Source organism: Verminephrobacter eiseniae EF01-2, from assembly GCF_000015565.1.
Classification (GTDB): domain Bacteria; phylum Pseudomonadota; class Gammaproteobacteria; order Burkholderiales; family Burkholderiaceae_C; genus Acidovorax; species Acidovorax eiseniae.
Genome location: NC_008786.1, coordinates 1,030,777 through 1,053,499, shown reverse-complemented (window position 1 = coordinate 1,053,499; position 22,723 = coordinate 1,030,777). Strand labels below are relative to the sequence as shown.

Annotated in this window: 18 protein-coding genes and 1 pseudogene; 17 read left to right on the top strand and 2 right to left on the bottom strand. The window is 67.4% G+C overall.

The window, feature by feature from the left end:
* The first annotated feature begins 24 nt into the window (after positions 1 to 24).
* The 9 genes from VEIS_RS04635 to VEIS_RS04595 all read left to right on the top strand — a co-directional run bounded on the left by VEIS_RS04635 (position 25) and on the right by VEIS_RS04595 (position 11,305).
* Positions 25 to 780, top strand: a complete 756-nt coding sequence (locus VEIS_RS04635) for an SDR family NAD(P)-dependent oxidoreductase (protein WP_011808732.1) — start codon at positions 25 to 27, stop codon at positions 778 to 780.
* Positions 781 to 842: 62 nt separating this feature from the next.
* The gene (locus VEIS_RS04630) at positions 843 to 2,621 is read left to right on the top strand and encodes an IlvD/Edd family dehydratase (protein WP_011808731.1); all 1,779 of its coding nucleotides are present in this window, start codon (positions 843 to 845) and stop codon (positions 2,619 to 2,621) included.
* A gap of 35 nt (positions 2,622 to 2,656) precedes the next feature.
* On the top strand, positions 2,657 to 4,210 hold the full coding sequence (locus VEIS_RS04625) for an ABC transporter substrate-binding protein (protein ID WP_011808730.1): 1,554 nt from the start codon (positions 2,657 to 2,659) through the stop codon (positions 4,208 to 4,210).
* A 16-nt stretch (positions 4,211 to 4,226) separates the two neighbouring features.
* Positions 4,227 to 5,168, top strand: coding sequence for an ABC transporter permease (locus VEIS_RS04620; RefSeq protein ID WP_011808729.1), 942 nt, complete (start codon positions 4,227 to 4,229; stop codon positions 5,166 to 5,168).
* Complete coding sequence (locus VEIS_RS04615) at positions 5,161 to 6,006, top strand: ABC transporter permease (RefSeq protein ID WP_011808728.1); 846 nt, start codon at positions 5,161 to 5,163, stop codon at positions 6,004 to 6,006. The genes VEIS_RS04620 and VEIS_RS04615 overlap by 8 nt, the downstream gene beginning before the upstream one ends.
* A complete protein-coding gene (locus VEIS_RS04610) occupies positions 6,003 to 7,100 on the top strand; it encodes an ABC transporter ATP-binding protein (protein WP_011808727.1) in 1,098 nt (365 codons plus the stop codon). Before VEIS_RS04615 ends, VEIS_RS04610 begins: the two co-directional genes overlap by 4 nt.
* Positions 7,097 to 8,059, top strand: a complete 963-nt coding sequence (locus VEIS_RS04605) for an ABC transporter ATP-binding protein (protein WP_011808726.1) — start codon at positions 7,097 to 7,099, stop codon at positions 8,057 to 8,059. The genes VEIS_RS04610 and VEIS_RS04605 overlap by 4 nt, the downstream gene beginning before the upstream one ends.
* Positions 8,056 to 9,612, top strand: a complete 1,557-nt coding sequence (locus VEIS_RS04600) for a sulfatase-like hydrolase/transferase (RefSeq protein WP_011808725.1) — start codon at positions 8,056 to 8,058, stop codon at positions 9,610 to 9,612. The genes VEIS_RS04605 and VEIS_RS04600 overlap by 4 nt, the downstream gene beginning before the upstream one ends.
* Before the next feature lie 517 nt (positions 9,613 to 10,129).
* On the top strand, positions 10,130 to 11,305 hold the full coding sequence (locus VEIS_RS04595; protein ID WP_041949808.1) for an MFS transporter: 1,176 nt from the start codon (positions 10,130 to 10,132) through the stop codon (positions 11,303 to 11,305).
* Positions 11,306 to 11,540: 235 nt separating this feature from the next.
* Here VEIS_RS04595 and VEIS_RS28260 read toward each other — a convergent pair whose 3' ends face one another.
* Complete coding sequence (locus VEIS_RS28260) at positions 11,541 to 11,708, bottom strand: hypothetical protein (protein WP_157048396.1); 168 nt, start codon at positions 11,706 to 11,708, stop codon at positions 11,541 to 11,543.
* A 104-nt stretch (positions 11,709 to 11,812) separates the two neighbouring features.
* On the opposite strand from VEIS_RS28260, the gene VEIS_RS04590 reads away from it, so the two are divergent.
* From VEIS_RS04590 to VEIS_RS04575, 4 genes are read left to right on the top strand one after another with little or no spacing between them, the layout of a single operon-like run.
* On the top strand, positions 11,813 to 12,976 hold the full coding sequence (locus tag VEIS_RS04590; protein ID WP_011808723.1) for an EscU/YscU/HrcU family type III secretion system export apparatus switch protein: 1,164 nt from the start codon (positions 11,813 to 11,815) through the stop codon (positions 12,974 to 12,976).
* Positions 12,973 to 15,066 carry a flagellar biosynthesis protein FlhA gene (gene flhA / locus VEIS_RS04585; protein WP_011808722.1) on the top strand — a complete coding sequence of 698 codons (2,094 nt, stop codon included), beginning with the start codon at positions 12,973 to 12,975 and terminating at the stop codon, positions 15,064 to 15,066. The genes VEIS_RS04590 and flhA overlap by 4 nt, the downstream gene beginning before the upstream one ends.
* Complete coding sequence (gene flhF, locus VEIS_RS04580) at positions 15,063 to 16,502, top strand: flagellar biosynthesis protein FlhF (protein ID WP_011808721.1); 1,440 nt, start codon at positions 15,063 to 15,065, stop codon at positions 16,500 to 16,502. The genes flhA and flhF overlap by 4 nt, the downstream gene beginning before the upstream one ends.
* A 4-nt stretch (positions 16,503 to 16,506) precedes the next feature.
* The gene (locus VEIS_RS04575) at positions 16,507 to 17,232 is read left to right on the top strand and encodes an RNA polymerase sigma factor FliA (RefSeq protein ID WP_011808720.1); all 726 of its coding nucleotides are present in this window, start codon (positions 16,507 to 16,509) and stop codon (positions 17,230 to 17,232) included.
* Positions 17,233 to 17,290: 58 nt separating this feature from the next.
* Here the strand turns inward: VEIS_RS04575 and VEIS_RS04570 are convergent, their stop codons facing one another.
* Entirely contained in the window at positions 17,291 to 18,673 is a 1,383-nt protein-coding gene (locus VEIS_RS04570) for a glycerate kinase type-2 family protein (RefSeq protein ID WP_011808719.1), read from the bottom strand.
* Between the two features lie 81 nt (positions 18,674 to 18,754).
* Here VEIS_RS04570 and VEIS_RS04565 point away from each other — a divergent pair, with 81 nt between their 5' ends.
* From VEIS_RS04565 to VEIS_RS29565, 4 genes and pseudogenes are all read left to right on the top strand, one after another.
* Positions 18,755 to 19,942 (top strand): benzoate/H(+) symporter BenE family transporter, encoded by a 1,188-nt coding sequence (locus VEIS_RS04565; RefSeq protein WP_011808718.1) that lies wholly within the window; start codon positions 18,755 to 18,757, stop codon positions 19,940 to 19,942.
* A 26-nt stretch (positions 19,943 to 19,968) separates the two neighbouring features.
* The gene (gene gshB / locus VEIS_RS04560; protein ID WP_011808717.1) at positions 19,969 to 20,925 is read left to right on the top strand and encodes a glutathione synthase; all 957 of its coding nucleotides are present in this window, start codon (positions 19,969 to 19,971) and stop codon (positions 20,923 to 20,925) included.
* Between the two features lie 225 nt (positions 20,926 to 21,150).
* Positions 21,151 to 22,065: an EamA family transporter gene (locus tag VEIS_RS04555; protein ID WP_011808716.1), complete on the top strand. Its 915-nt coding sequence runs from the start codon at positions 21,151 to 21,153 to the stop codon at positions 22,063 to 22,065.
* Between the two features lie 217 nt (positions 22,066 to 22,282).
* Positions 22,283 to 22,671, top strand: a pseudogene (locus VEIS_RS29565) (ATP-grasp domain-containing protein); the annotation flags it as partial.
* Between the last annotated feature and the right edge of the window lie 52 nt (positions 22,672 to 22,723).

Here is a 22,723-nt window from a genome sequence, read left to right as displayed (position 1 = left end):
CCGGCATCTTCATGGAGTGCACCAATGAGTTCAGCGATTTATCCCAGTTTGGCCGGCAAACGTGTGCTGGTGACCGGCGGCGGTTCCGGCATCGGCAGCGCGATCGTCGAAGACTTCGTGCGCCAGCAAGCCCGCGTCTGGTTCATCGACATCATCGAGGACGAATCGCGCACGCTGGCGCAGCGCCTTGGCGCCGGCCAAGCGCAGTTCCGGCACTGCGACCTGACCGACATCCAGGCCCTGTCCGCCTGCATCCGGGATATCGCGGCGCAGGCCGGGGGTCTGGACATACTGGTCAACAACGCGGCCAACGACGAGCGGCACCGGATCGAGGACATCACGCCGGCCTACTGGGACCAGCGCATCGCCGTGAACCTGCGCCACCTGCTGTTTTGCAGCCAGGCGGCGCTGCCGGCGCTCAAGGCCGCAGGCGGCGGCGCCATCATCAACCTGGGATCGATCTCCTGGCATCTGGCGCTGCCCGAGTTGGTGCTGTATGAAACCGCCAAGGCCGGCATCGAAGGCATGACGCGCGCGCTGGCGCGCGACCTGGGCCGGCACGACATCCGGGTGAACTGCGTCGTGCCCGGGGCGGTGCGCACGCCACGGCAGATGCGGCTGTGGCACAAGCCCGAAGAAGAAGCGCGCATGCTGGAGCAGCAATGCCTCAAGCAGCGCGTAGACCCCGAACATGTGGCCGCGATGGTGTCATTCCTGGCCTCGGACGACGCCCGCATGTGCACGGCGCACAACTACTTTGTCGATGCGGGGTGGCGCTGACGACCGCCCGGCGCATTGCCATCCCGTCCCGCGAAGTCGTCCCACGAAGCCGAAAGCCCATCATGACTGAAAAACGCCCCCCCCAACCCTTTCGCTCCAGCGCCTGGTTCGCCGACACCGACCGCCTGGACATGACGGCGGTCTACCTGGAACGCTTCATGAACTATGGCCTGACGCCGGCCGAGTTGCGCTCTGGCCGTCCCATCGTCGGCATCGCCCAGTCCGGCAGCGACCTGGCGCCGTGCAACCGCATCCACCTGGCGCTCGCGCAGCGCGTCAGGGAGGGCATTCGCGACGCCGGCGGCATCGCGATCGAGTTCCCGGTGCATCCGATCTTCGAGAACTGCCGGCGACCCACGGCCGCGATCGACCGCAATCTGGCGTACCTGGGGCTGGTCGAAATCCTGCACGGCTACCCCATCGATGCCGTGGTGCTGACCACCGGCTGCGACAAAACCACGCCGGCCGCCGTCATGGCCGCTTGCACGGTCGATCTGCCGGCCATCGTCCTGTCCGGCGGGCCGATGCTCGACGGCTGGATGAATGGCGAGCGCGTAGGCTCCGGGATGGTGATCTGGCGCGGCCGGCGCCAGTTGGCCGCCGGCACGATCGATGCCGAGCAGTACCTCGATGCCGCCCTCGCCTCGGCGCCCTCGGCCGGACATTGCAACACCATGGGCACGGCCTCGACGATGAACGCGCTCGCCGAAGTGCTCGGGCTTTCGCTGCCGGGCTGCGCGGCGATACCGGCGCCGTACCGCGAACGCGGGCAGATGGCCTATGACACCGGGCGGCGCATCGTGGAGATGGCCTACGAGGACCTGCGCCCATCGAAGATTCTGGGCCGGCCCTCTTTCCTGAATGCGATTGCCGCCGTGTCCGCGCTCGGCGGCTCGTCGAACGCGCAGCCGCACCTGCACGCGATGGCGCGCCACGCCGGCTTCGAATTGGGCGCGCAAGATTGGCAGCAGGCCCTGGACATCCCGCTGCTGCTGAACATGCAGCCCGCCGGCAAGTACCTCGGCGAGAGCTTTCACCGCGCCGGCGGAGTGCCGGCCGTGCTCGGCGAGTTGCTGCGCGCCGGCCGCATCGACGGCACTTGCGCCACCGTCACCGGCCAGACCTTGGCGCAGAACATCGCAGGCCGCAGCAGCCGCGACCGCGACGTGATTGCCGCCTACGACCAGCCGCTGATGGAGCGCGCGGGCTTTCTGGTGCTGAGCGGGAACCTGTTCGACTTCGCGATCATGAAGACCTGCGTCATCTCCGATGAATTCAGGGCGCGCTACCTGAGCCAGCCGGGTCAGGAAGGGATCTTCGAATGCCGCGCAGTGGTCTTCGACGGGCCTGACGACTACCATGCGCGCATCAACGATCCGGCGCTGGAGATCGACGAGCATTGCATCCTGGTGATGCGCGGTGCCGGGCCCCTGGGCTTTCCGGGGTCGGCCGAAGTGGTGAACATGCAGCCGCCGGACGCTTTGCTGCGGCGCGGCATCACCACACTGGCGACCCTGGGCGATGGCCGCCAGTCGGGAACCTCCGACAGCCCGTCGATCCTCAATGCCTCGCCGGAGGCCGCTGCCGGCGGCGGGCTGGCCTGGCTGCGCACCGGCGACCGCGTGCGCATCGACATGTCCCGTGGCCGCTGCGACATGCTGGTGCCCGAGGCCGAGATAGCGCAGCGCAAGCAGGCCGGAGTGCCGCCGGTGCCGCCGAGCCAGACGCCATGGCAGGAGCTTTATCGCGCCACGGTGGGCCAACTGGCCAGCGGTGCCTGCATGGAGCCTGCGCTGAAGTACCGGGGCGTGGCCGCCGCGCAGCCCCGGCACAACCACTGAAAACCACTGCAACCCGGACGCAGGAGACAAACCCCATGCGCACGCAACGACTCCTGGGCGCGGGTTTTTGCGCGCTGACCTTGGCGCAGTCCCTGGCCGCCCCTGCGCCTGCCGCCCCTGCGCCTGCCGCCCCTGCCCCGACGCCACAGGCCGGCGGCACGTTGAACGTCGGCCTGTACGCCCAGCCGGCCACGCTCGATCCGGCCGGCCGCAGCGGCGATGCCGGCTCGCAGGCCGTCCTCTACGCGGTGTACGACCCGCTGATCGACATCCAGCGCGACGGCAGCTACCACAGCGCGCTCGCCACCAGCGTCGAGCGCTCGCCGGACAGCCGCCGCTGGACGGTCACGCTGCGCCAGGGGGTGCGCTTTCATGACGGCACGCCCTTCAATGCCCAGGCCGTGGCTGCGCACTTCAAACGCCTGGCCGATCCCGACACGCGCTGCACCTGCCTGCCGACGGTGCAGGCGATCACGGCCATCGAGACGCCGGCCTCCGACACCGTGGTGTTCCGGTTGGCCAGTGGCTGGGCCTCGTTTCCGGCGCAGGTTCTGGGGGCCAGCTTTGCCTTCATCCCCTCGCCGACGGCGGTCGCCGCCGCGGGCGCCGACTACGGCATCCGGCCGGTGGGCACCGGTCCGTTCAAACTGGTGCAATTCACGCGCGGCGACCGCATCGTCGTCGAGCGCAATGCGGCCTACTGGCGCGCGGGCCTGCCCCATCTGGAGCGCATCGTCTTCAGACCGCTGCCCGACGAGCAAACCCGCTTGCAAAGCCTGCGCGCTGGCGACATCGATCTGATGCAGACCATCAATCCCCTGCAGGCCGAGCAGGCGCGCGCCGCCGGCTTGCAGGCGCGCATCAACATCGGGCTGGGCTCGCAGATGGTGGTGCTGGACCATTCCCGCGCACCGTTCAGCGACCCGCGCGTGCGGCGCGCGTTGGCCTTGGCCGTGAACCGCGAGGCTTTCGTCAAACTGATGACCAACGGCATTTGCCGGCCCGGCCAAGGCCCGCTGGGCGAAGGCTCCCCGTATGACGGCCAAGCCCCCTGGCCGGGATACGACCCGAAGACGGCCCGTGAACTGCTGGCGGCCTACGGCAAGCCGGTGGCGTTCGAGCTGCTGACGCTGGCCAGCCCGGAGGGCCGCAAGCAGGCCGAAATCCTGCAACGGATGTGGCGCGCAGTCGGCGTGCAGGCGCGGCTTGCGCCGCTGGATCTGCCGCAGCTCATCGACCGCGTGCTGGTCAAGAAAAACTTCGAGGCCGCGACCTGGGTGGCGCAGGAGTACCCCGATCCCGATGGCTTGTTCGAGGGCTTCCATTCGCGCGGCCGCTTCAATTACATGAGGTACGCCAACCCGCAGCTCGACGCGCTGCTCGAACTGGCCCGGGTCAATGCCGACCCGAAAGTGCGCCTGGAAAGCTACCAGCAGGCCAACCGGATTTTGGCCGAGGACGCGCCGGTCATCTTTTTGATGCGCAAGATCGGCGCCATCATCCACAAGCCTTCGGTGCGCAACGTGCCGCCTGCGCAATGGGCCGGCGTGCAGATCTTCCGCGCCACCGAAATCTGGCTGCAAAAATAAGCACCAGGCGCTGGCGATGAACGCCTGGGTCCGCCACCTGCTGCGGCTGCCGCCCGTGCTGTTGGGCACGACCGTGCTGACCTTCGTGCTCATCAACCTGCTGCCGGGCGATCCGGTGCCGGCCATGCTCGGCGAGCAGGCCGCGCCGGCCCAGATCGCGGCGCTGCGCGAGCAGTTGGGGCTGGAGCGGCCCGTGCTGCTGCGCTACTTCGATTGGCTCGGGTCGGCGCTGACCGGCGACCTGGCGCGCTCGCTGATGACCCGGGAGTCGGTGGCCGAGGCCGTGCTGCAACGCTTGCCGGTCTCGCTGGAACTGATGCTGCTGGCGCAGGCCACAGCGCTGCTGGTCGGCCTGCCGCTCGGGGTGCTGGCCGCCTGGCGCCGCGACGGCGCGCTCGATCGCCTGATCAGCGCCGGCGCCTACGGCCTGCTGTCGACGCCGGTATTCATCCTGGCCATGGTGCTGATCTATGTCGTCGCGGTGCGGCTCGGCTGGCTGCCGGCCACCGGCTACACCGCGATCGGCACCGACCTGGGCGCCAACCTGCGCAGCATGGTGCTGCCGGCCCTGGTGCTGGCCGCCGCGCCGACGGCGATTTACGCCCGTCTGGTGCGCAGCGACATGATCGCCACGCTGCAGGAAGACTTCATCCTGCTGGCCAAGGCCCAGGGTCACAGCGTGGCCCATATCCTGTTGCGCCAGGCACTGCGGCCATCGCTGCTGCCGATGATCACCGTGTTCGGCATCAACACCGGCGTGCTGATGGGCGGCGCGGTGATCATCGAGCACCTGTTCGCGCTGCCCGGCATGGGCAGCCTGATGGTCGAGGCCATCCTCAGCCGCGACTACCCGCTGCTGCAAGGCGTGGTGCTGTGCATTGCCGTCGCCTTTTGCCTCGTCAACCTGCTGGTCGACATGGCCTACCTGCTGCTCGACCCGAGGATGCGCCATGGCTAGGCCGGCGCTCCGGCCAGGCGCCGCCGCGCGCGCTGCCTGGCTGCTGCTGGCCCTCGCATGGCTCGGCGGGCTTGTCGCTGCGGCGCTGCTGGCCCCCTGGCTCGGGCTGCCGGATCCGGCCGGCGCTGCCGACTTCGCCGAACTGTCCGTGCCGCCCTCGCCGGCGCACTGGCTCGGCACCGACGATGTCGGACGCGACCTGTTGTCGCGCGTCATCTGGGGCACGCGCATCTCGCTGACCGTGGGGCTGGGCGCCACGCTGATCGGGCTGCTGGCCGGCGGCGCGCTGGGCCTGACGGCGGGCTATCTGCGCGGCCGCTACGAGCAGGCCGTGCTCTGGCTGCTCGACGTGATCCTTTCCTTCCCGCCGCTGGTGGCGGCATTGACGATCAGCGCCGTGCTCGGCCCGAGCCTGGCCAACGTCACCCTGGCCATTGCCTTCATCAAGGTCCCGGCCTTTGCCCGCGTGACCCGCGCCGCCACGCTGCTGCATGCGCAGCGCGAGTTCGTGCTGGCGGCCCACTCGCTGGGCGCATCGCACGGCGATGTGCTGCTGCGCGAGTTGCTGCCGAACGTGCTGCTCGCGATCCTTGGCTACGCGCTGACGAACGTGGCGGTGGCCATCGCCACCGAAGGCGCTCTGGCGTTCCTGGGCTTGAGCGTGCCGCCGCCCGCAGCCAGTTGGGGCGCGTTGATCGCGCAAGGGCGGCCCGTGCTCGCCGAGGCGCCGCATGTGGCGCTGATCCCGGCGCTGGTGATGTTCGTCACCGTCCTCACGCTCAACCTCATCGGCGACGCCTGGCACAGACGCTTCGATACCCGGGGAGCGGTGCTGTGAGCGCCGCCCGGCCGCCCGAAGGCGCTCACACCGCAGCCGCAGGCGAAGGTATCCCATCGAACGCCGCCCGGCCGCCCGAAGGCGCTCCAGCGAGCGCGCTGCTCGAAGTGCGCGACCTGGCGCTCTGGCTGCGCAGCGGCGACATGCCGGCGCCGCTGCTCGATGGCATCAGCTTTGACATCGCCGCCGGCCAGATGCTGGGCCTGGTCGGCGAGTCCGGCTGCGGCAAAACAGTGCTGTCGCGCACGCTGCTCGGGCTGCACCGGCCGGGCAGCGTGGCGCGGGTCGCAGGATCGATCCGCTTTGCCGGGCGCGAACTGGGCACTCTGGCCGAACGCGACTGGCGGGCGCTGCGCGGCGTCGGCATCGCGATGGTGTTTCAAGACCCGATGACCGCGCTCAACCCGGTGCTGACGGTAGGCACGCAGATCGGGTATGCGCTGACCTGCCGGCTGGGCCTGTCGCGCGCCCAGGCGCGGCGCCGCACGCTCGAACTGCTCGAGCAGGTCGGCATGCCGGACCCGGCGCGGCGCGCGCACCAGTACCCGGTGCAGTTGTCCGGCGGCCTGCGCCAGCGCGTGGTCATCGCGCTGGCGCTCAGTGGCAACCCGCAACTGCTGATCGCCGACGAGCCGACCACGGCGCTCGACGTCACCGTGCAGGCGCAGGTGCTCGATCTGCTCGACGGCCTGCGCCGCGAACGCCGCATGGCGGTGCTGCTGATCAGCCACAACCTGGCCGTGGTGGCCGCCCATGCCGACCGCGTCGCGGTGATGTATGCCGGCCGCATCGCCGAAATCGGGCCCAGCGCAGCCCTGTTCGCCGCGCCGCGCATGCGCTACAGCGCTGCGCTGCTGCGCGCATTGCCGCGTTTGCACGACGATCGCCAAGCCCGGCTGCAAAGCATCGACGGCAGGCCGCCGGACTGGCGCGCGCTCCCGGCCGGCTGCCGCTTTGCGCCGCGCTGCCCCCAGGCCGACGCCCGCTGCGCCGCCGAACCGCCGCCGCTGTCCGGCGATTTGCAAACCCCGCACCGCTTCGCCTGCTGGCATCCCGCGCCAGCCGGGCCGGCGCTGCCGCAGGCTGCGCGATGAAGGCCGCCGCATTGCTGCAAGCCAAGGACGTGCAGGTCGACTTCACCGTGCGCGGGCGGCGCCTGCAGGCCGTCGCCGGCGTCACGCTGTGCCTGGCCCCTGCAGAAGCACTGGGCCTGGTCGGCGAGTCCGGCTGCGGCAAATCCACCTTTGGCCGCGCGCTGGTGCGCCTGGTGCAGCCCACGGCCGGCACCGTCTGTTTCGACGGCATCGATGTCACGCGGCTGGACATGGCGCGCCTGCGCATATTGCGGCGCCGTATGCCGATCGTGTTCCAGGACCCGATCTCTTCGCTCAACCCGCGGCGCAGCATAGGCCAGACCATCGCCGAGCCGATGCGCTACGCCGGCCTGCGCGACCCCGCTGCGCAGGCGCGCCAAACGCAGGCGTTGCTCGAGCGCGTCGGGCTCGATCCCGCGTTGGCGGCGCGCCAGCCACACCAACTGTCAGGCGGCCAGTGCCAGCGGGTGTCGATCGCGCGGGCGCTGGCCGCCGGGCCGCAATTGCTGATCTGCGACGAAGCCGTGTCGGCGCTCGATGTCTCGGTGCAGGCACAGATCGTCAACCTGCTGCAAGACCTGCGGCGCGCCCGCGCTCTGGCGCTGCTGTTCATCTCGCACGACCTGGCCGTCGTGCGCCGCATCGCCGACCGGGTGGCGGTGATGTACCTGGGCCGGCTGTGCGAGGTGGCCGATGTGGAGCGCTTTTTCGCCGCGCCCGCCCACCCCTACAGCCAGGCGCTGCTGTCTGCGGTGCCAGACATGGACGGCAAGCGCCAACCTGCGCGCATCACGCTGCACGGCGAACTGCCGTCGCCGCTGGCGCCCCCGAGCGGCTGCCGTTTTCGTACCCGCTGCCCGCGTGCGCAAGCACGCTGCGCGGCCGAGGCGCCGCTGCTGCGCGAGATCGCGCCCGGCAGCAGCGTTGCGTGCCACTTTCCGGACGAGCCTGCACCATGAACCAGCACCCGGCTGCATCGCTGACCCGGCCGCGCAACGCCGTGGTCATTTTGCTCGACAGCCTGAACCGCCACCTGCTGGGCGCCTATGGCGCCACCGAGTTCGAGACCCCGCAGATCGACCGCTTTTGCGCCAGCGCCCTGCGCTTTGACCGGCACTATGCCGGCTCGCTGCCGTGCATGCCGGCGCGCCACGATATCTTGTGCGGTGCGCTGGACTTTCTCTGGCGTCCCTGGGGATCGATCGAAGTCTGGGAGGACGCGATCACCTACTGGCTGCGCAACGCCGGCGTCGTCACCCAACTGATCTCGGACCACCCGCACCTGTTCGAGAGCGGCGGCGAAAACTACCACGCCGACTTTCAGGGCTGGGACTATCTGCGCGGCCACGAAAGCGACCCGTGGAAAACGGCGCAAAGCGAGTGCGCCATCGGCGCCCCGCTGCACCAGGTGCTGCCCGGCCCCTTCCCGCACGAGTACGACACCAATCGCACCTGGTTCAAGCGCGAAGAAGACTTTCCCGGCCCGCAGACCATGGCCAGCGCCGCGCGCTGGATCGACGAGAACGCCGGACGGCATCAGCGTTTCTTCCTGATGATCGACGAGTTCGATCCGCACGAACCCTTCGACACGCCACAGCCCTGGGCCTGCCGGTACCGGCAGGCCCAGGGGGCCGATGAGCACCAGCCGCTGCTGGTATGGCCGCCCTACGCGGTGGATGCGATCGAGCGCGGCGTGCTCACGGCCGCCCAGGCGCAGGAACTGCGCAACAACTACGGCGCCAAGCTGTCGATGATCGACCATTGGCTGGGCCGGGTGCTCGACGCGATCGAGCGCAATCGGCTGGCCGCCGACACCGCCGTGATCCTGTGCACCGACCACGGCCACTACCTCGGCGAGCGCGACATCTTCGGCAAACCGGGCGTGCCGCTGTACCAGCCGATGGCCCATATCCCGCTGATGATCCGCTGGCCCGGCATGGCGCCGGGCCGCCGCGACATGCTGACAACGAGCGTGGACATCCACGCCACCATTGCCGACATCTTCGGCGTGTCGGCCGCGCACCGCACGCATGGGCGCTCGCTGCTGCCCGCCATCGCCGACCCGGGCCAGCAGGTGCGCGAGCATTTGCTGGCCGGCGTCTGGGGCCGCGAGGTGCATTACATCGACCGCAGCCACAAATACGTTCGCGCCCCGGCGCAGGCCAACGCGCCGCTATCGATGTGGTCCAACCGCTGGTCGACGATGCCGCAGCACCATGTGCCGGGCCGGCGTCTGCTGCCGCCCGACCGCCGCGCGCGCATCGACTTCATGCCCGGCAGCCAGGTGCCGGTGCTGCGCCAGCCCTTCGTCGAGGGCGACCTGCTGCCGCTATGGGCGCGGAACCTGCGGTTCAGCGGCAACCACCTGTGGAACCTCGACGCCGACCCCCGCGAGCAGACCGATCTGGCCGGCAGCGCGCTGGAGGCCGAGTACGCGCACAAATTGCACGCCGCGCTGCGGGCCATCGAGGCGCCGGATGACCAGGCCATCCGGCTCGGGCTTGGGGTTTGATACGGCCCCAAGCAGCACCGGCACCGGCGGGCAGGCACGAGCCATTGCCGTGCTGGCGCACCGCAGCAGATGGCTGCCCGGAATTCCCGGGGCTTTTCTCGCGCCATCTCGCGCCATCTCGCGGCACCCGGTTCCGACAGTGCCCAGACAGCGCCCATCGTCGCGTAGTCCTGGCCCTGGTCGGTGTGCGCCTGACCTTTGGCCCACACAACAGCGCATCGAGCAGTCGAATCCGCCGAGCCAGTATCTGCCGAGCCAGTCCATGGGTGGCGGCAGCGGCGGCCTTGGGCTGGTCCGTGCGAACACCTATTCCGCGCAAGCAAGCGCCCGGTGCCGATGGATGACTGCATGACTGCGCGCACACCGCGTTGGACGAGGCTCGGCCCGGCGGCATTTTCAGCGGCGATGCACAATGCCGGAGCCAGGCCGTCGAACCTCGATGCGGCCCCGCCCCCGGGCCGCACCGGCTGGCACGGCGCCCGACCCTCCATTGCCAGCCCCCAAGCACTGTCCCGTCATGAACAAAAACCTGTGGCTGCTGGCTTTGTGCCAAGGCTTTTACCTGACCAACAGCATCGTCTTCATTGCCGTCAACGGCTTGGTGGGGCTGGCGCTGGCGCCCTTTGGCTGGATGGCCACGCTGCCGGTGATGGGCTATGTGGTTGGCGGCGCATTGTCGACCGCGCTGGTGGCGCGCAGCCAGAGGCAATGGGGGCGCAAGCGGGCATTCCAGATCGGGCTGGCCGTGGCGGCGGCATCGGCAGCGCTGTGCGCCTGGGCCGCTTTCAGCGCCAACTTCTGGCTGCTGTGCACGGCCACCGTGGTGGCGGGTTATTACGTCGCCAACAGCTCGCTGTACCGCTTTGCCGCCGCCGAACTGGCCGCCACCGCCTACCGCGAAAAAGCCGTGTCGCTGGTGTTGGCCGGCGGTCTGCTGGGTGCGGTGATCGGCCCCAACCTGGCCAACGCCACACGCACGCTGTTTCCGGTGCCGTTTGCCGGCTGCTACATCGCATTGATAGGCGTGGCGCTGTTGTCGATGCTGTGCATGAACGCGATCCGCTTCGAGGCCCCGCCCGTGGTGCTCGATGCCGCCGGGCAGCCCGCCCGGGGCCGGCCACTGGCCGAACTGATGCGCCAGCCCGCCTTTGTCGTCGCCATCCTGGGGGCGGCACTGGGTTATGGCGTGATGAACCTGCTGATGACGGCGACCCCGCTGGCCATGAAGATTTGCAGCTTTGATTTCAACGCCACCGCGCAGGTGCTGCAATGGCATGTGATCGGCATGTTTGCGCCCGGCTTTGTCACCGGCCACCTGATCAAGCGCTTTGGCGTGCTGTCCATCATGGGCGCGGGCGTGCTGCTCAATGCCGGCTGCGTGGCCATTGCGCTGGCGGGGGTGGCGCTGCAGCACTTCGGCATTGCGCTGTTCCTGCTTGGAATGGGCTGGAACTTCCTGTTCACCGGCGCCACCACCTTGGCGATGACGGCCTACCGCCCCGAAGAAAAAGACCGTGCCCAGGCGATCGTCAATTTCTGCGTGTTTGCCACGCTGGCGCTGAGCTCGTTTTCCTCCGGTGTGCTGGTCACCACGCAGGGCTGGACCTTGCTCAACGCCGGATCGCTGGCGCCGATCGCAGTCACCGGAATGGCACTGGCCTGGCTGGCGGCCAAGCGGCGGGCGATTGCGTGACACCGGCGATTCGGGCGCCATCGGAGCAGGTGTGGAATTGAGCGTCCCCGAGCCTGTGCGCCGTGAATATGTATGCACGCTGGTTTCATGGGTCGCGGGCGGCTTTCTGGCGCGAACCGGGGGACGGTGGGCCTGGGGGTAAAAACCAACGGGCCGGACATGCAACGCATGGATCGACTTTGCGGCGGGCGTCAGGTTTTGTCGTGAGCTGCTGGCGCAGGGGGCTAGTGTCGCGTCACGGATCAGATGTCGTAGGCTGCGCGCAGCCATCGGAGCGCAGCGCAAGGCGCATTGCGCCGCCAATACCGAGCGTATTGGCAAGCGATGCAACGCCGCGATGCGCTTCGATGGCCAGCGCAGACCGACAGATGATCGGTGACGCGACACTAGTGTATGACGCCATGGCCTCGGCGGCATGGAAAAGAAGGGCCTGCGCCCTCCTTATCCTCCTTTGGATTGGCGCGCCGCTCACCACAATGGCCAGACATACAGCGTCATGCCGCCGCCATGCCATCCAGCCAGGAAAAAAGCCTGCCCGCGTCCGGGCGCAAGCTGCAAAAAGCACGCGCAGACGGCCAGGGTGCGCGCTCGCGCGAGCTCTTGCATCTGGCCATTTTGGGTGCGGGGAGCGCCGGCATGTGGCTGCTGGCGCCGCAGTGGCTCGATCGCATGCAGTTGGCGCTGAGCCGGCAGTTGGCGTTTGACGCTGCCGCCATCGCGGCGCCCGGCACCATGCTCGACCGGCTGCGGGATATGGTGCTGCCGGGCCTGGTGGCGGGCACCGGGTTTGCCGTTCTCACCGGCGTTGCGGCGCTGGTCGGCGCACTGGGCGCCGGCGGCTGGATCCTGAGCACCCGGCCGATACAGCCCCGGTTCAGTCGGCTCGATCCGGTCGCCGGTCTGACCCATCTTTTCTCCCGTCAGCAGATGGCCAATGTGCTCAAGATGGTGTTGATGACGGGGGTGCTGGGCGTGGTGGCCTGGCAATTTCTCGCCGGCAGCATGGCCACGGTGGCGATGCTGGTGCTGCAACCCTCGCCGCGCGCGCTGGGCCTGCTGGTCGACTGGCTGGGCGCGGGCCTGGGTTGGCTGCTGTTGGTGCTGTTGCTGGCGGCGCTGGTCGATGTGCCGATGCAGGCCTGGTTCTTCAAGGCGCGTCTGAGGATGTCGCACCAGGAAGTCCGGCAGGAGCACCAGGAGTCGGACGGCAATCCCCACACCAAGGGCCGCATCCGCCAGCGCCAGCGCGACCTGGCCGAGCGGGCCAGCGTCGGCGCCGTGCCCCGGGCCGACTTTGTGGTGATGAACCCGGCCCACTATGCGGTGGCGCTCAGGTATGACGAAAAGACCATGGGCGCGCCGCAGGTCATCGCGCGCGGCACCGATCTGCTGGCCTTCAGGATCCGCGATCTGGCCCGCGAGCATGGCGTCCCGGTGTTGCAGTCGCCCCGGCTGGCGCGTGCGCTCTACGCCCATGCCGCGCTCGATCAGGCGATTCCGGCCCCGCTGTACGCGGCCGTGGCCCAGGTGCTGGCCCATGTCTATCGCCTCAAGGCCGCCTTGCGGGGCGAGGGCCTGATGCCCGGGCATCTGGCCGAGCCGGATGTTCCGCCGGAGCTCGATCCGCTGAACCCGCCCCGGCACACTCCCGCGCCAGGGGTTGCCGTATGAGCCGCATCACCGAATCGCTGCTGCGATGGCAGCACTGGGCGCGCGCCAACACCGGCGCCCTGGCCGGCTTGACGGCGCCGCTGCTGGTGGTCGCGATCCTGGCGCTGATGGTGCTGCCCATTCCGGCCTGGATGCTCGATGCGTTTTTCACGCTGAACATCGCCGTGGCGCTGATGGTGATGATGGTGGCGGCGTATATGCTGCGCCCGCTGGATTTCGCGGCTTTTCCGTCGGTGCTGCTGCTGACTACGCTGATGCGTTTGTCGCTGAATGTGGCCTCGACCCGCGTGGTGCTGCTCGAAGGCCATACCGGCCCGGGGGCTGCGGGGGCGGTGATCGAGGCTTTCGGGCATTTTTTGATTGGCGGCCACTTTACCGTGGGGCTGATCGTGTTCGCCATCCTGGTGGTGATCAATTTCGTGGTCGTGACCAAGGGGGCCGAGCGAATCGCCGAAGTCTCGGCCCGGTTCACGCTGGACGCGATGCCCGGCAAGCAGATGGCCGTCGACGCCGATCTCAATACCGGCCTGATCGATGACAAGGAGGCCAAGCGCCGGCGCGCCGAAGTGGCCGAGGAGGCGAACTTTTTCGGCGCGATGGATGGCGCCTCCAAGTTCGTGCGCGGCGATGCCGTGGCCGGCATATTGATCTTGCTGATCAATATCGTCGGGGGCTTCGCCATTGGCGTGCTGGAGCATGGCCTGTCGGCCCGGCAGGCCGCCGACAGCTACATTTTGCTGGCCATCGGCGATGCGCTGGTGGCGCAGATTCCCGGTCTGTTGATTTCGATGGCCGCTGCGATGGTGATCGCGCGCGTCGGCAAGGACCATGACATGGGCCGCCAGATCGTCCAGCAGTTGTTCATGTCGCCGCGCGTGCTGGGGGTGAGCGCAGGCGTTTTGCTGCTGCTCGGTGTGATCCCCGGCATGCCGCACATGGTCTTTCTGATCCTGGGCGGGCTGCTGGGCTACGGCGCCTGGCTGATGCACCAGCGCCAGAAGGTGCCGCCGGACTATGCGGCGCCGCCTCCGGCCAGCGATGGCGAGGCCAGTTGGGACGACCTGCAGCCGGTGGACCTGCTGGGCCTGGAACTGGGCTACCGCCTGATCAGCCTGGTCGACAAGAGCCGCCAGGGCGACCTGCTCACGCGCATCAAGGGCGTGCGCCGCAAGTTTGCGCAGGAAGTGGGTTTCCTGCCGCCGGCCGTGCATGTGCGCGACAACCTGGAGCTCAAGCCCGGCGGCTACCGCATCACGCTGCGCGACGTGATCGTGGGCGAAGGCGAGGCTTTCCCCGGCCTGTTCCTGGCGATCAACCCCGGCGGCATCAGCACCCCGCTGATCGGCACGCCCACCACCGACCCGGCCTTTGGCCTGCCCGCGCATTGGATCGATGCGCAGCACAGGGAAGCCGCGCAAATGGCCGGTTTTACCGTGGTGGACTGCGCCACCGTGATGGCCACCCATTTGTCGCACTTGATGCAGGTGCAGGCGGCCCGGCTGCTCAGCCGCACGGAGACCCAGCAGTTGGTCGAGCATGTGGCCAAGCTGGCACCGCGGCTCATCGAGGAAGTGGTGCCGAAAATGGTCCCGATCGCCGCGTTCCAGAAAGTGCTTGCGCTGCTGCTGCAAGAGGCGGTGCATATCCGTGACATCCGCACCATCGTCGAGACCCTGGCCGAACATGCCGGCAGCGTCTCCGACCCGGTCGAGTTGGCCCGGCGCGTGCGCATTGCGCTCGCGCCGGCCATCGTGCAGCAGATCTACGGCCCGGCCCGCGAGCTCGATGTCATCGCCATCGAACCCGGCCTGGAGCGTCTGTTGGTCCAGGCCCTGGGCAATGCCAACGGCACCGGCCCGGCGCTGGACCCCGGCGTGGCCGATCTGCTCACGCACAAGGCGGCCGAGGTGGCCCTGCAGCAAGAGGAAAAGGGCCTGCCCGCCTGCCTGCTGGTGCCCGACCAGATCCGCAGCGCCATCGCCCGCCTGCTGCGCCGTGCCGCGCCCCGGTTGCAGGTGCTCGCGCACAGTGAGATTCCGGAGACCCACAGCATCCGCATCGGGCCTATCCTGCAAGGGGCAGCCGCATGAACATCCAACGCTTTCACGCATCCACCTCCCGGGAGGCCCTGGCGAAAGCGCGCATGGCCTTCGGCGACGGCACCCTGATCTTGTCCAACCGTCCCACGGCCCAGGGCGTCGAAGTGCTGGCCACGGCCGAAAGCCTGCTGTCGGCGCTCGATGCCACTGCGGCCAGCCCCCCACCCCCTCCACCGGCCCCACCCGCCCCACCCGCCCCACCCCGCCCAGGTCGCCCGGAGCGCAATCCGGTGGCGCAAGACACCGAACAACTGGCGATGAGCACCCTGTCGTTTCAGGATTACGTGCGCGAGCGCATGTTGCGCCGCCGCCATGAGGCCGCACTGCAGAGTCCCGCGCCAGCGCCCCCGGCAACGCCGACCCCGTCAGGACAGCGCCGCGAACCGGCGCCTACGCCGATACCGGCGGCGTCCGGGCCCATGCCCGCGCCGGCGTTCGAACCGATGCCGGCGTCCGCCGTGGCACACCCCAACCCGCCCGGCGTGGCGCAGCAACTGCATGCGATGCAGGCGCTGATCGAAGACCGCCTGGACACGCTGGCCTGGCTGGGGCAGGCGCGCCAGCACCCGATACAGTCGCAGCTGATGCTCAAGCTGATCCGCGCCGCCTACTCGCCCACGCTGGCCCGCGCACTGCTCGAACGCATGCCGCCCGACCTGTCGGCCGCCGCCTCGGTGCGCTGGCTGCTGCAGGCGCTGGCACACAACCTGCGCACCGATCTGGCCGCACCCCCGCTGTACGAGCAAGGCGGCATCTACGCGCTGCTCGGAGCCACCGGCGTGGGCAAGACCACCACCATCGCCAAACTGGCCGCGCTGTGCGCCCGCAGCCACGGCGCCGACAGCGTGGGCCTGATCACGATGGACGGCTACCGCCCGGGCGCGCATGAGCAGTTGCGCAGCCATGGCCGCATGCTGGGCATCGTCGCCCATCTGGCCCATGACCGCGCCGCGCTGCACGACCTGCTGGGCCTGTTTTGCGGCAAGAAGCTGGTGCTGATCGACACCCCCGGTCTGCCCCCCCGCGACCCCCGCAAACGCGAACTGACCGATCTGCGCGATCTGCCCCAGGTCAACCGCTTGCTGGTGCTCAACGCCGGCTGCCACGGGGATACGCTCGACGAGATGCTCGGCGCCTACGAGAGCGGCGCTGGCGCTGGCCCGCCGCAGGCGCTGCAAGCCATCCTGTCCAAACTGGACGAAGCGGCCAAGCCAGGCCCGGCGATCGATGCGCTGATCCGCCACCGGGTGCTGCTGCGCGGCCTGACCCAGGGCCAGCGCGTTCCCGAAGACTGGCAGCGCGCCGATGCGCAGCAACTGGTCAGCGCATCGATGCGGGCCCCGGCCCCATCGGCCTTCGACCCCAAGGCCAGCGAGTTGAACTTCTTCTTCTCGCCAACGCCTGCGCATGGTGTCTGGCACCACTGATCCGATGTACACCGCCAAAGGCCAGCTCGACCGCGATGCGCTGCTGCGCCAGCATGTCCCGCTGGTGCGCAAGATCGCGCACCACATGATCGCCAAACTGCCCGCCAATGTGGAGCTCGATGACCTGATACAGGTCGGCATGATGGGCCTGGCCGACGCCCTGTCGCGCTACCAGGTGGCCCAGGGCGTGCAATTCGAGACCTTTGCCAGCCAGCGCATCCGCGGCGCCATGCTCGACCAATTGCGCGAGGGCGACTGGATGTCGCGCAGTGCGCGCAAGAGCCAAAAAGAGATCGAGCAGGCCGTGCACAGGCTGGAGCAAAGACTGGGCCGCAGCCCGCTGGAGTCGGAGATCGCCAGCGAGATGGGCCTGCACCTGGCCAGCTACCAGAGCCTGCTGGGCAAGGTTCGCGGCACCCAACTGGTGTACCTGGAGGACATGGGACAGGGCCGTGACGAGCGCGAAGCGGAAGACGGATTTCTGGAGCGCCACATCGTCGACAGCGCCGCCGACCCGGTCGAACTGCTGCGCGACCAGCGCCTCAAGACCTCGCTGGTGGCCGCCATCCAAAGCCTGCCAGAGCGCGAGCAGCACATCATGGGCATGTACTACGAGCACGACATGAACCTCAAGGAAATCGCCGCCGTGCTCGGCATCACCGAATCGCGGGTGTGCCAACTGCACAGCCAGTCGATAGTCCGGCTGCGGGCCAAGATGCGCGCGCATTAGACGCTGTACGCAAACCGCCCCGAGCCGCCCCGAGCGCTTGATACCCATGCGTTTGTGGCTACAAAATAAGTAGCGCACGGAAGTCATTCACATTGGTGTACGTGGGGCCGGTCAGCAGCAGGTCGTCGAGCTTGGCAAAAAACCCCCAGGCGTCGTTGCGCGCCAGATGCTCGGCGCAGCGCAGACCCTGGGCCTCGGCCCTGGCCAGGGTGTTGGGGTCGACAAAAACCCCGGCGTTGTCTTCACTGCCATCGATACCGTCGGTATCGGCCGCCAAGGCCCACACGCCGCCCTGGCCTTGCAGCGCCTGCGCCAAGCCCAGGCAAAACTCCCCGGCCCTGCCGCCCCGCCCCGCCGGCACGCCGGGCGCGCGCGGGCGCACCGTGACGGAGGTCTCGCCCCCCGACAAAATCACGCAGGGCCTGGCAAACGGCTGCCCGCGCCGCGCCACCGAGCGCGCCAAGGCCGCATGCACCCGGCCCACCTCGCGCGCCTCGCCCTCGATCTCGTCGGACAACAGATGGGCCGCCAGCCCTGCCGCGCGCGCCGCTTCGGCCGCCGCCGCCAGCGCTTGCCAGGGCGTGGCGATCAAGTGCACGGCATGGCCCGCAAAACGGGGGTCGCCGGGCTTGGGCGTTTCCAGCATCCCGGCCTGCAATGCAGCCCCGATGCCGGCGGGCAGATCGATGCCGTAGCGCACCAGAAGCGCCAGCGTCTCGGCACAACTGCTGGCATCGGGCACGGTCGGGCCGCTGGCGATGACCGAGACATCGTCGCCCGGCACATCGCTGATGCCCAGCGTCACCACCCGCGCGGGCAGACAGGCCGCCGCCAGCCGTCCGCCCTTGATGCGCGACAAATGCTTGCGCACACAGTTCATCGCGCCAATAGGGGCCCCGCTGTCCAGCAGCGCGCGGTTGATGCGCTGCTTGTCCGCCAGCGTCAAACCGTCGCAGGGCAAGCTCAGCAATGCCGAGCCCCCGCCGGAGATCAGGCACAGCACCAAGTCATCTGCGGTCAGTCCCCGGGTCAGATCGAGAATGCGCTGCGCCGCCGCCAAGCCCGCCGCATCGGGCACCGGGTGCGCGGCCTGGACCACGTCGATGCGCTGCGGCAGGCCCGCAGGCCGGGGCGGGACATGCCCATAGCGCGTGATCACCAGACCGGACAAGGGCGCATCGGCAGGCCACAGCGCCTCCAGCGCCTGCGCCATCGCGCCGCCGGCCTTGCCCGCCCCCAGCACCAGGGTGCGCCCCTTGGGCGGCGGCGGCAGCCATGCGCGCATGCCATGCAAGGGTTGCGCGCTGCGCACGGCGGCATCGAACAGGGCGCGCAGGAAGGCGCGCGGTCGGCAGCGGAAATCCGGCAACGCGGTGGCGGACGACGCGCCGGACGATGTGGCGTCCGGCGCTGCGGCCGGGGCAGACAGGCTGGGGTGCATGGCGTCATTGTGCTGCAATGCCCGCCCGGGGCTGGCGCCCTGCGCAGAGCGCTCCAGCAGGCACGATGCCAGAATCGGGCCATGCAGTTTTTCAAAGACCTGAGCCTCTCGACCGCCGTCGCCGGGTTCGTTGCGGTGTTGGTGGGCTTTACCAGTTCGGTGGCCATCGTGTTCCAGGCCGCGCAGGCGTTTGGTGCCACGCCGGCCCAGATCAGTTCCTGGGTGTGGGCGCTGGGCCTGGGCTCGGGACTGTGCTCGCTGGTGCCTTCGCTGATACTGCGCCAGCCCGTCATGGTGGCCTGGTCGACACCGGGCGCCGCCGTGCTGGCAACGGCCGGGCTGGCGGGGGGCTTCGACATGGCGCAAGCCGTTGGCGCCTTCATGGCGAGCGCGGTGCTCATTACGCTGGCGGGCATCACCGGCTGGTTCGAGCGCGTGATGAACCGCATCCCGATGGAAATCGCCACCGCGCTGCTGGCCGGCGTGCTGGCCCGGTTCGGCCTGCAAGCGTTTGTCGCCGCCCAGACGGCGCTGCCGCTGGTGCTCCTGATGCTGCTGGTGTATCTGCTCAGCCGCCGGCTGGCTGCGCGCTATGCCGTGGTCATCACGCTGGCCGTGGCCGTGGTGTATGCGGCCTCCCAAGGCCGGATGGCCTGGTCGGCCGTGACGCTGGAACTGGCGCAGCCGATCTTCACCGCACCCCGGTTCAGTGTCGCCGCCATCGTCAGCCTGGCGATCCCGCTGTTTGTCGTCACCATGGCCTCGCAGAACCTGCCCGGCGTGGCGGTGATCCGTGCCACCGGCTACGACCTGCCCGTATCCCGGCTCATCACGCTCACCGGGTTGGCCACCTTGGCGCTGGCGCCCTTCGGGGCCTTTGCGCTGAACTTCAGTGCCATCACGGCAGCCATGTGCATGGGCGCCGAAGCGCATCGGGACCGCAGCCGGCGCTACACGGCCGCCGTATCGTGCGGCGCGCTCTATGTGATGATCGGGCTCTTTGGTGCGGTGATCACCGGACTGCTGACCGCGTTTCCCAAAGAACTGGTGGTGGCCATCGCCGGCTTGGCGCTGCTGGGAACCATAGCCAACGGCCTGGCAACCGCATTGCGCGATGAGACCCACCGCGAAGCGGCACTCATCACCTTTCTGGTGACACTCAGCGGGGTGGTCATCGTCGGCGTGGGGTCTGCATTCTGGGGCGTGGTCTGCGGCAGCATTGCGCTGTTTGTGCAACAGTACAGGCGTTCGCAGGCCGAAGACACTTGAGTCGCACACCCTTCTGATCTGACACCATGGAACTGCTCTTCATTGCCGACCCTCTGCACAGCTTCAAGATCTACAAGGACACCACGTTCGCGATGATGCGCGAAGCGCAGCGGCGTGGCCACACCCTGACAGTGAGCGAACCGCAGCACATCATGTGGCAACGCGGCAGCAAAGTAAGCGCCCGGGTGCAGGACATCCGCCTGACCGGCGACCCAACCCACTGGTACGACGCCCCGGCGCAGCATAGCGCCTGGCTGGCAGACTTTGATGCGGTGCTCATGCGCAAAGACCCGCCCTTCGACAGCGAGTACTTCTACGCCACCCACCTGCTGGAACAGGCCGAACGTGAAGGAGCCAGGGTATTCAACAAACCCCGGGCCTTGCGCGACCACCCGGAAAAGCTGGCGATCATGGAATTTCCCCAGTTCATAGGCCCCACGCTGGTGACGCGCGATGCGGGGGACATCCAGCGTTTTCATGCACAGCACCAAGACATCATTCTCAAGCCACTCGATGGCATGGGCGGCATGGGCATCTTCCGCGTAGGGCCGGATGGCCTGAACCTGGGCAGCATTACCGAAACCTTGAATCGCCACGGCGCCCGGAGCGTGATGGTGCAAAAGTTCTTGCCAGAAATCGTCGAAGGGGACAAACGCGTACTCATCATTGGCGGCAAACCGGTACCCTTTTGCCTGGCGCGCATTCCCCAAGGCCGTGAAGTGCGGGGCAACCTGGCCACAGGCGGAAAAGGCGTCGCCCGCCCCTTGTCAGCACGGGACCGGGAAATCGCAGCCGCGCTGGGCCCGGTGCTGCAACAGCGAGGTCTGTTGCTGGCGGGGGTGGATGTGATCGGTGACTGCGTGACCGAAATCAATGTCACCAGCCCGACCTGCTTTCAGGAAATACAAGAACAGACAGGGTGCGACGTTGCGAGCCTGTTCATCGATGCCCTGGAGGCGGCGGTGGCGACGCATAGCGGCTGAATTTTCCGGATGTGCCGGGCGATCTTCCCCTGCCTGAGCACACCATGCAAGACGACACTTGGCGATCGGATCGATTTGACTCTTTTGTTTGTGATGGAGTCGATCCAGAAAGTGGGAAGCACGTCATTCCGGAAAGAGCGGAATGGGAAACAGATATTGGATAATCTGATCGAAAGAAAATGATGTCAACTCGATTCATCTCGTCATTCGTGGAACCAGTAATTCATGAAAAAGGTTGATCTACTGCTGGGCATATTTGTTACCGGGATATGGGGAGCTAATTTTTCTGTAATAAAACTTGGATTGGGGGCTTTGGATCCTTTTTTGCTGACATCACTTCGGTTTACGTTCTGTTTTCTGCCACTTATTTTCTTTGTCAAGAAACCGGATGTCCGATTGTCCATCATCGCGCTGTATGGGCTTCTGTTCGGCGTTGGCTTATGGGGCATCGTCAATTTGGGGATATATCTGGGTCTCTCCGCCGGTATCGCGTCCTTGATTCTGCAGTTCAGCGCCTTCTTTACGATCATTTTTGCGACTTTCATTTTTGGCGAAAGAATTTCCAAATCCCAGATTGCCGGTATGAGCGTGGCATTTGCAGGACTCATCTCCATACTTGCCGTTACTGACGGAAGCGTATCGACGATGGGGGCGGCGTTGGTCATTTTTGGCGCCATATGCTGGAGCGGTTGTAATATCATTGTCAGAAAAAATAAGCCAGCCAATATGCTGGCCTTCATCGTTTGGTCGAGTTTGTTCTCTGCGATGCCCCTGTTTTTGATTACTTTCTTGGTGAAAGGCCTCGAGCCATTTCATGGACTACTTCAGGCATTGAACGGCATGGCGGTATTCTCCATTATGTTTCAGTCGTATATAACCACGATATTTGGATATTGGATCTGGAACTCGCTGATGAAAAAATATCCCGCGTCTTCTGTTGCGCCACTATCACTTTTCGTTCCGGTTTCCGGCTTGATTACATCATGGCTCGTATTCGATGAACGGATTGCGTTCGGAAAGATCATTGCTGCGATTCTGATTTTGTCCGGAATGGCAATTTTTATTTATGCAAAATCAATTGAGCAATATTTTGGCGACCGCATTGCGCGACGAGACCCACCGCGAAGTGGCGCTCCCTGAGCTGACACCATGGAACTGCTCTTCATTGCCGGCCCTCTGCACAGCTTCAGGATCTACGGGGACACCATATTCGCGATGACGTGCGCAGCGTAGCGGCATGGCCACACCCTGACAGTGAGCGAACCGCAGCACATCATGCGGCAACGCGGCAGCAAAGTAAGCGCCCGGGTGCAGGACATCCGCCTGACCGGCGACCCAACCCACTGATCGCCACGACGCCCGGAGCGTGGTGGTGCAAAAGTTCTCGCCAGAAATCGTCGAAGGGGGCAAACGCGTACTCATCATTGGCGGCAAACCGGTACCCTTTTGCCTGGCACGCATTCCCCAAGGCCGTGAAGTGCGGGGCAACCTGGCCACAGGCGGAAAAGGCGTCGCCCGCCCATTGTCATCACGGGACCGGGAAATCGCAGCCGCGCTGGGCCTGGTGCTGCAACGGCGCGGGCTGTTGCTGGCGGGGTTGGATGTGTGATCGGCGACTGCGTGACCGGAATCAATGTCACCAGCCCGACCTGCTTTCAGGAGATACAAGAACAGACGGAAGAACAGACGGGGTGCGACGTTGCGGGCCTGTTCATCGATGCTGGAGGCGGCGGTGGCGACGCATAGCGGCTGAATTCTTCGGCTGTGCCGGGCGATCTTCCCCTGCCTGAGCACAAGC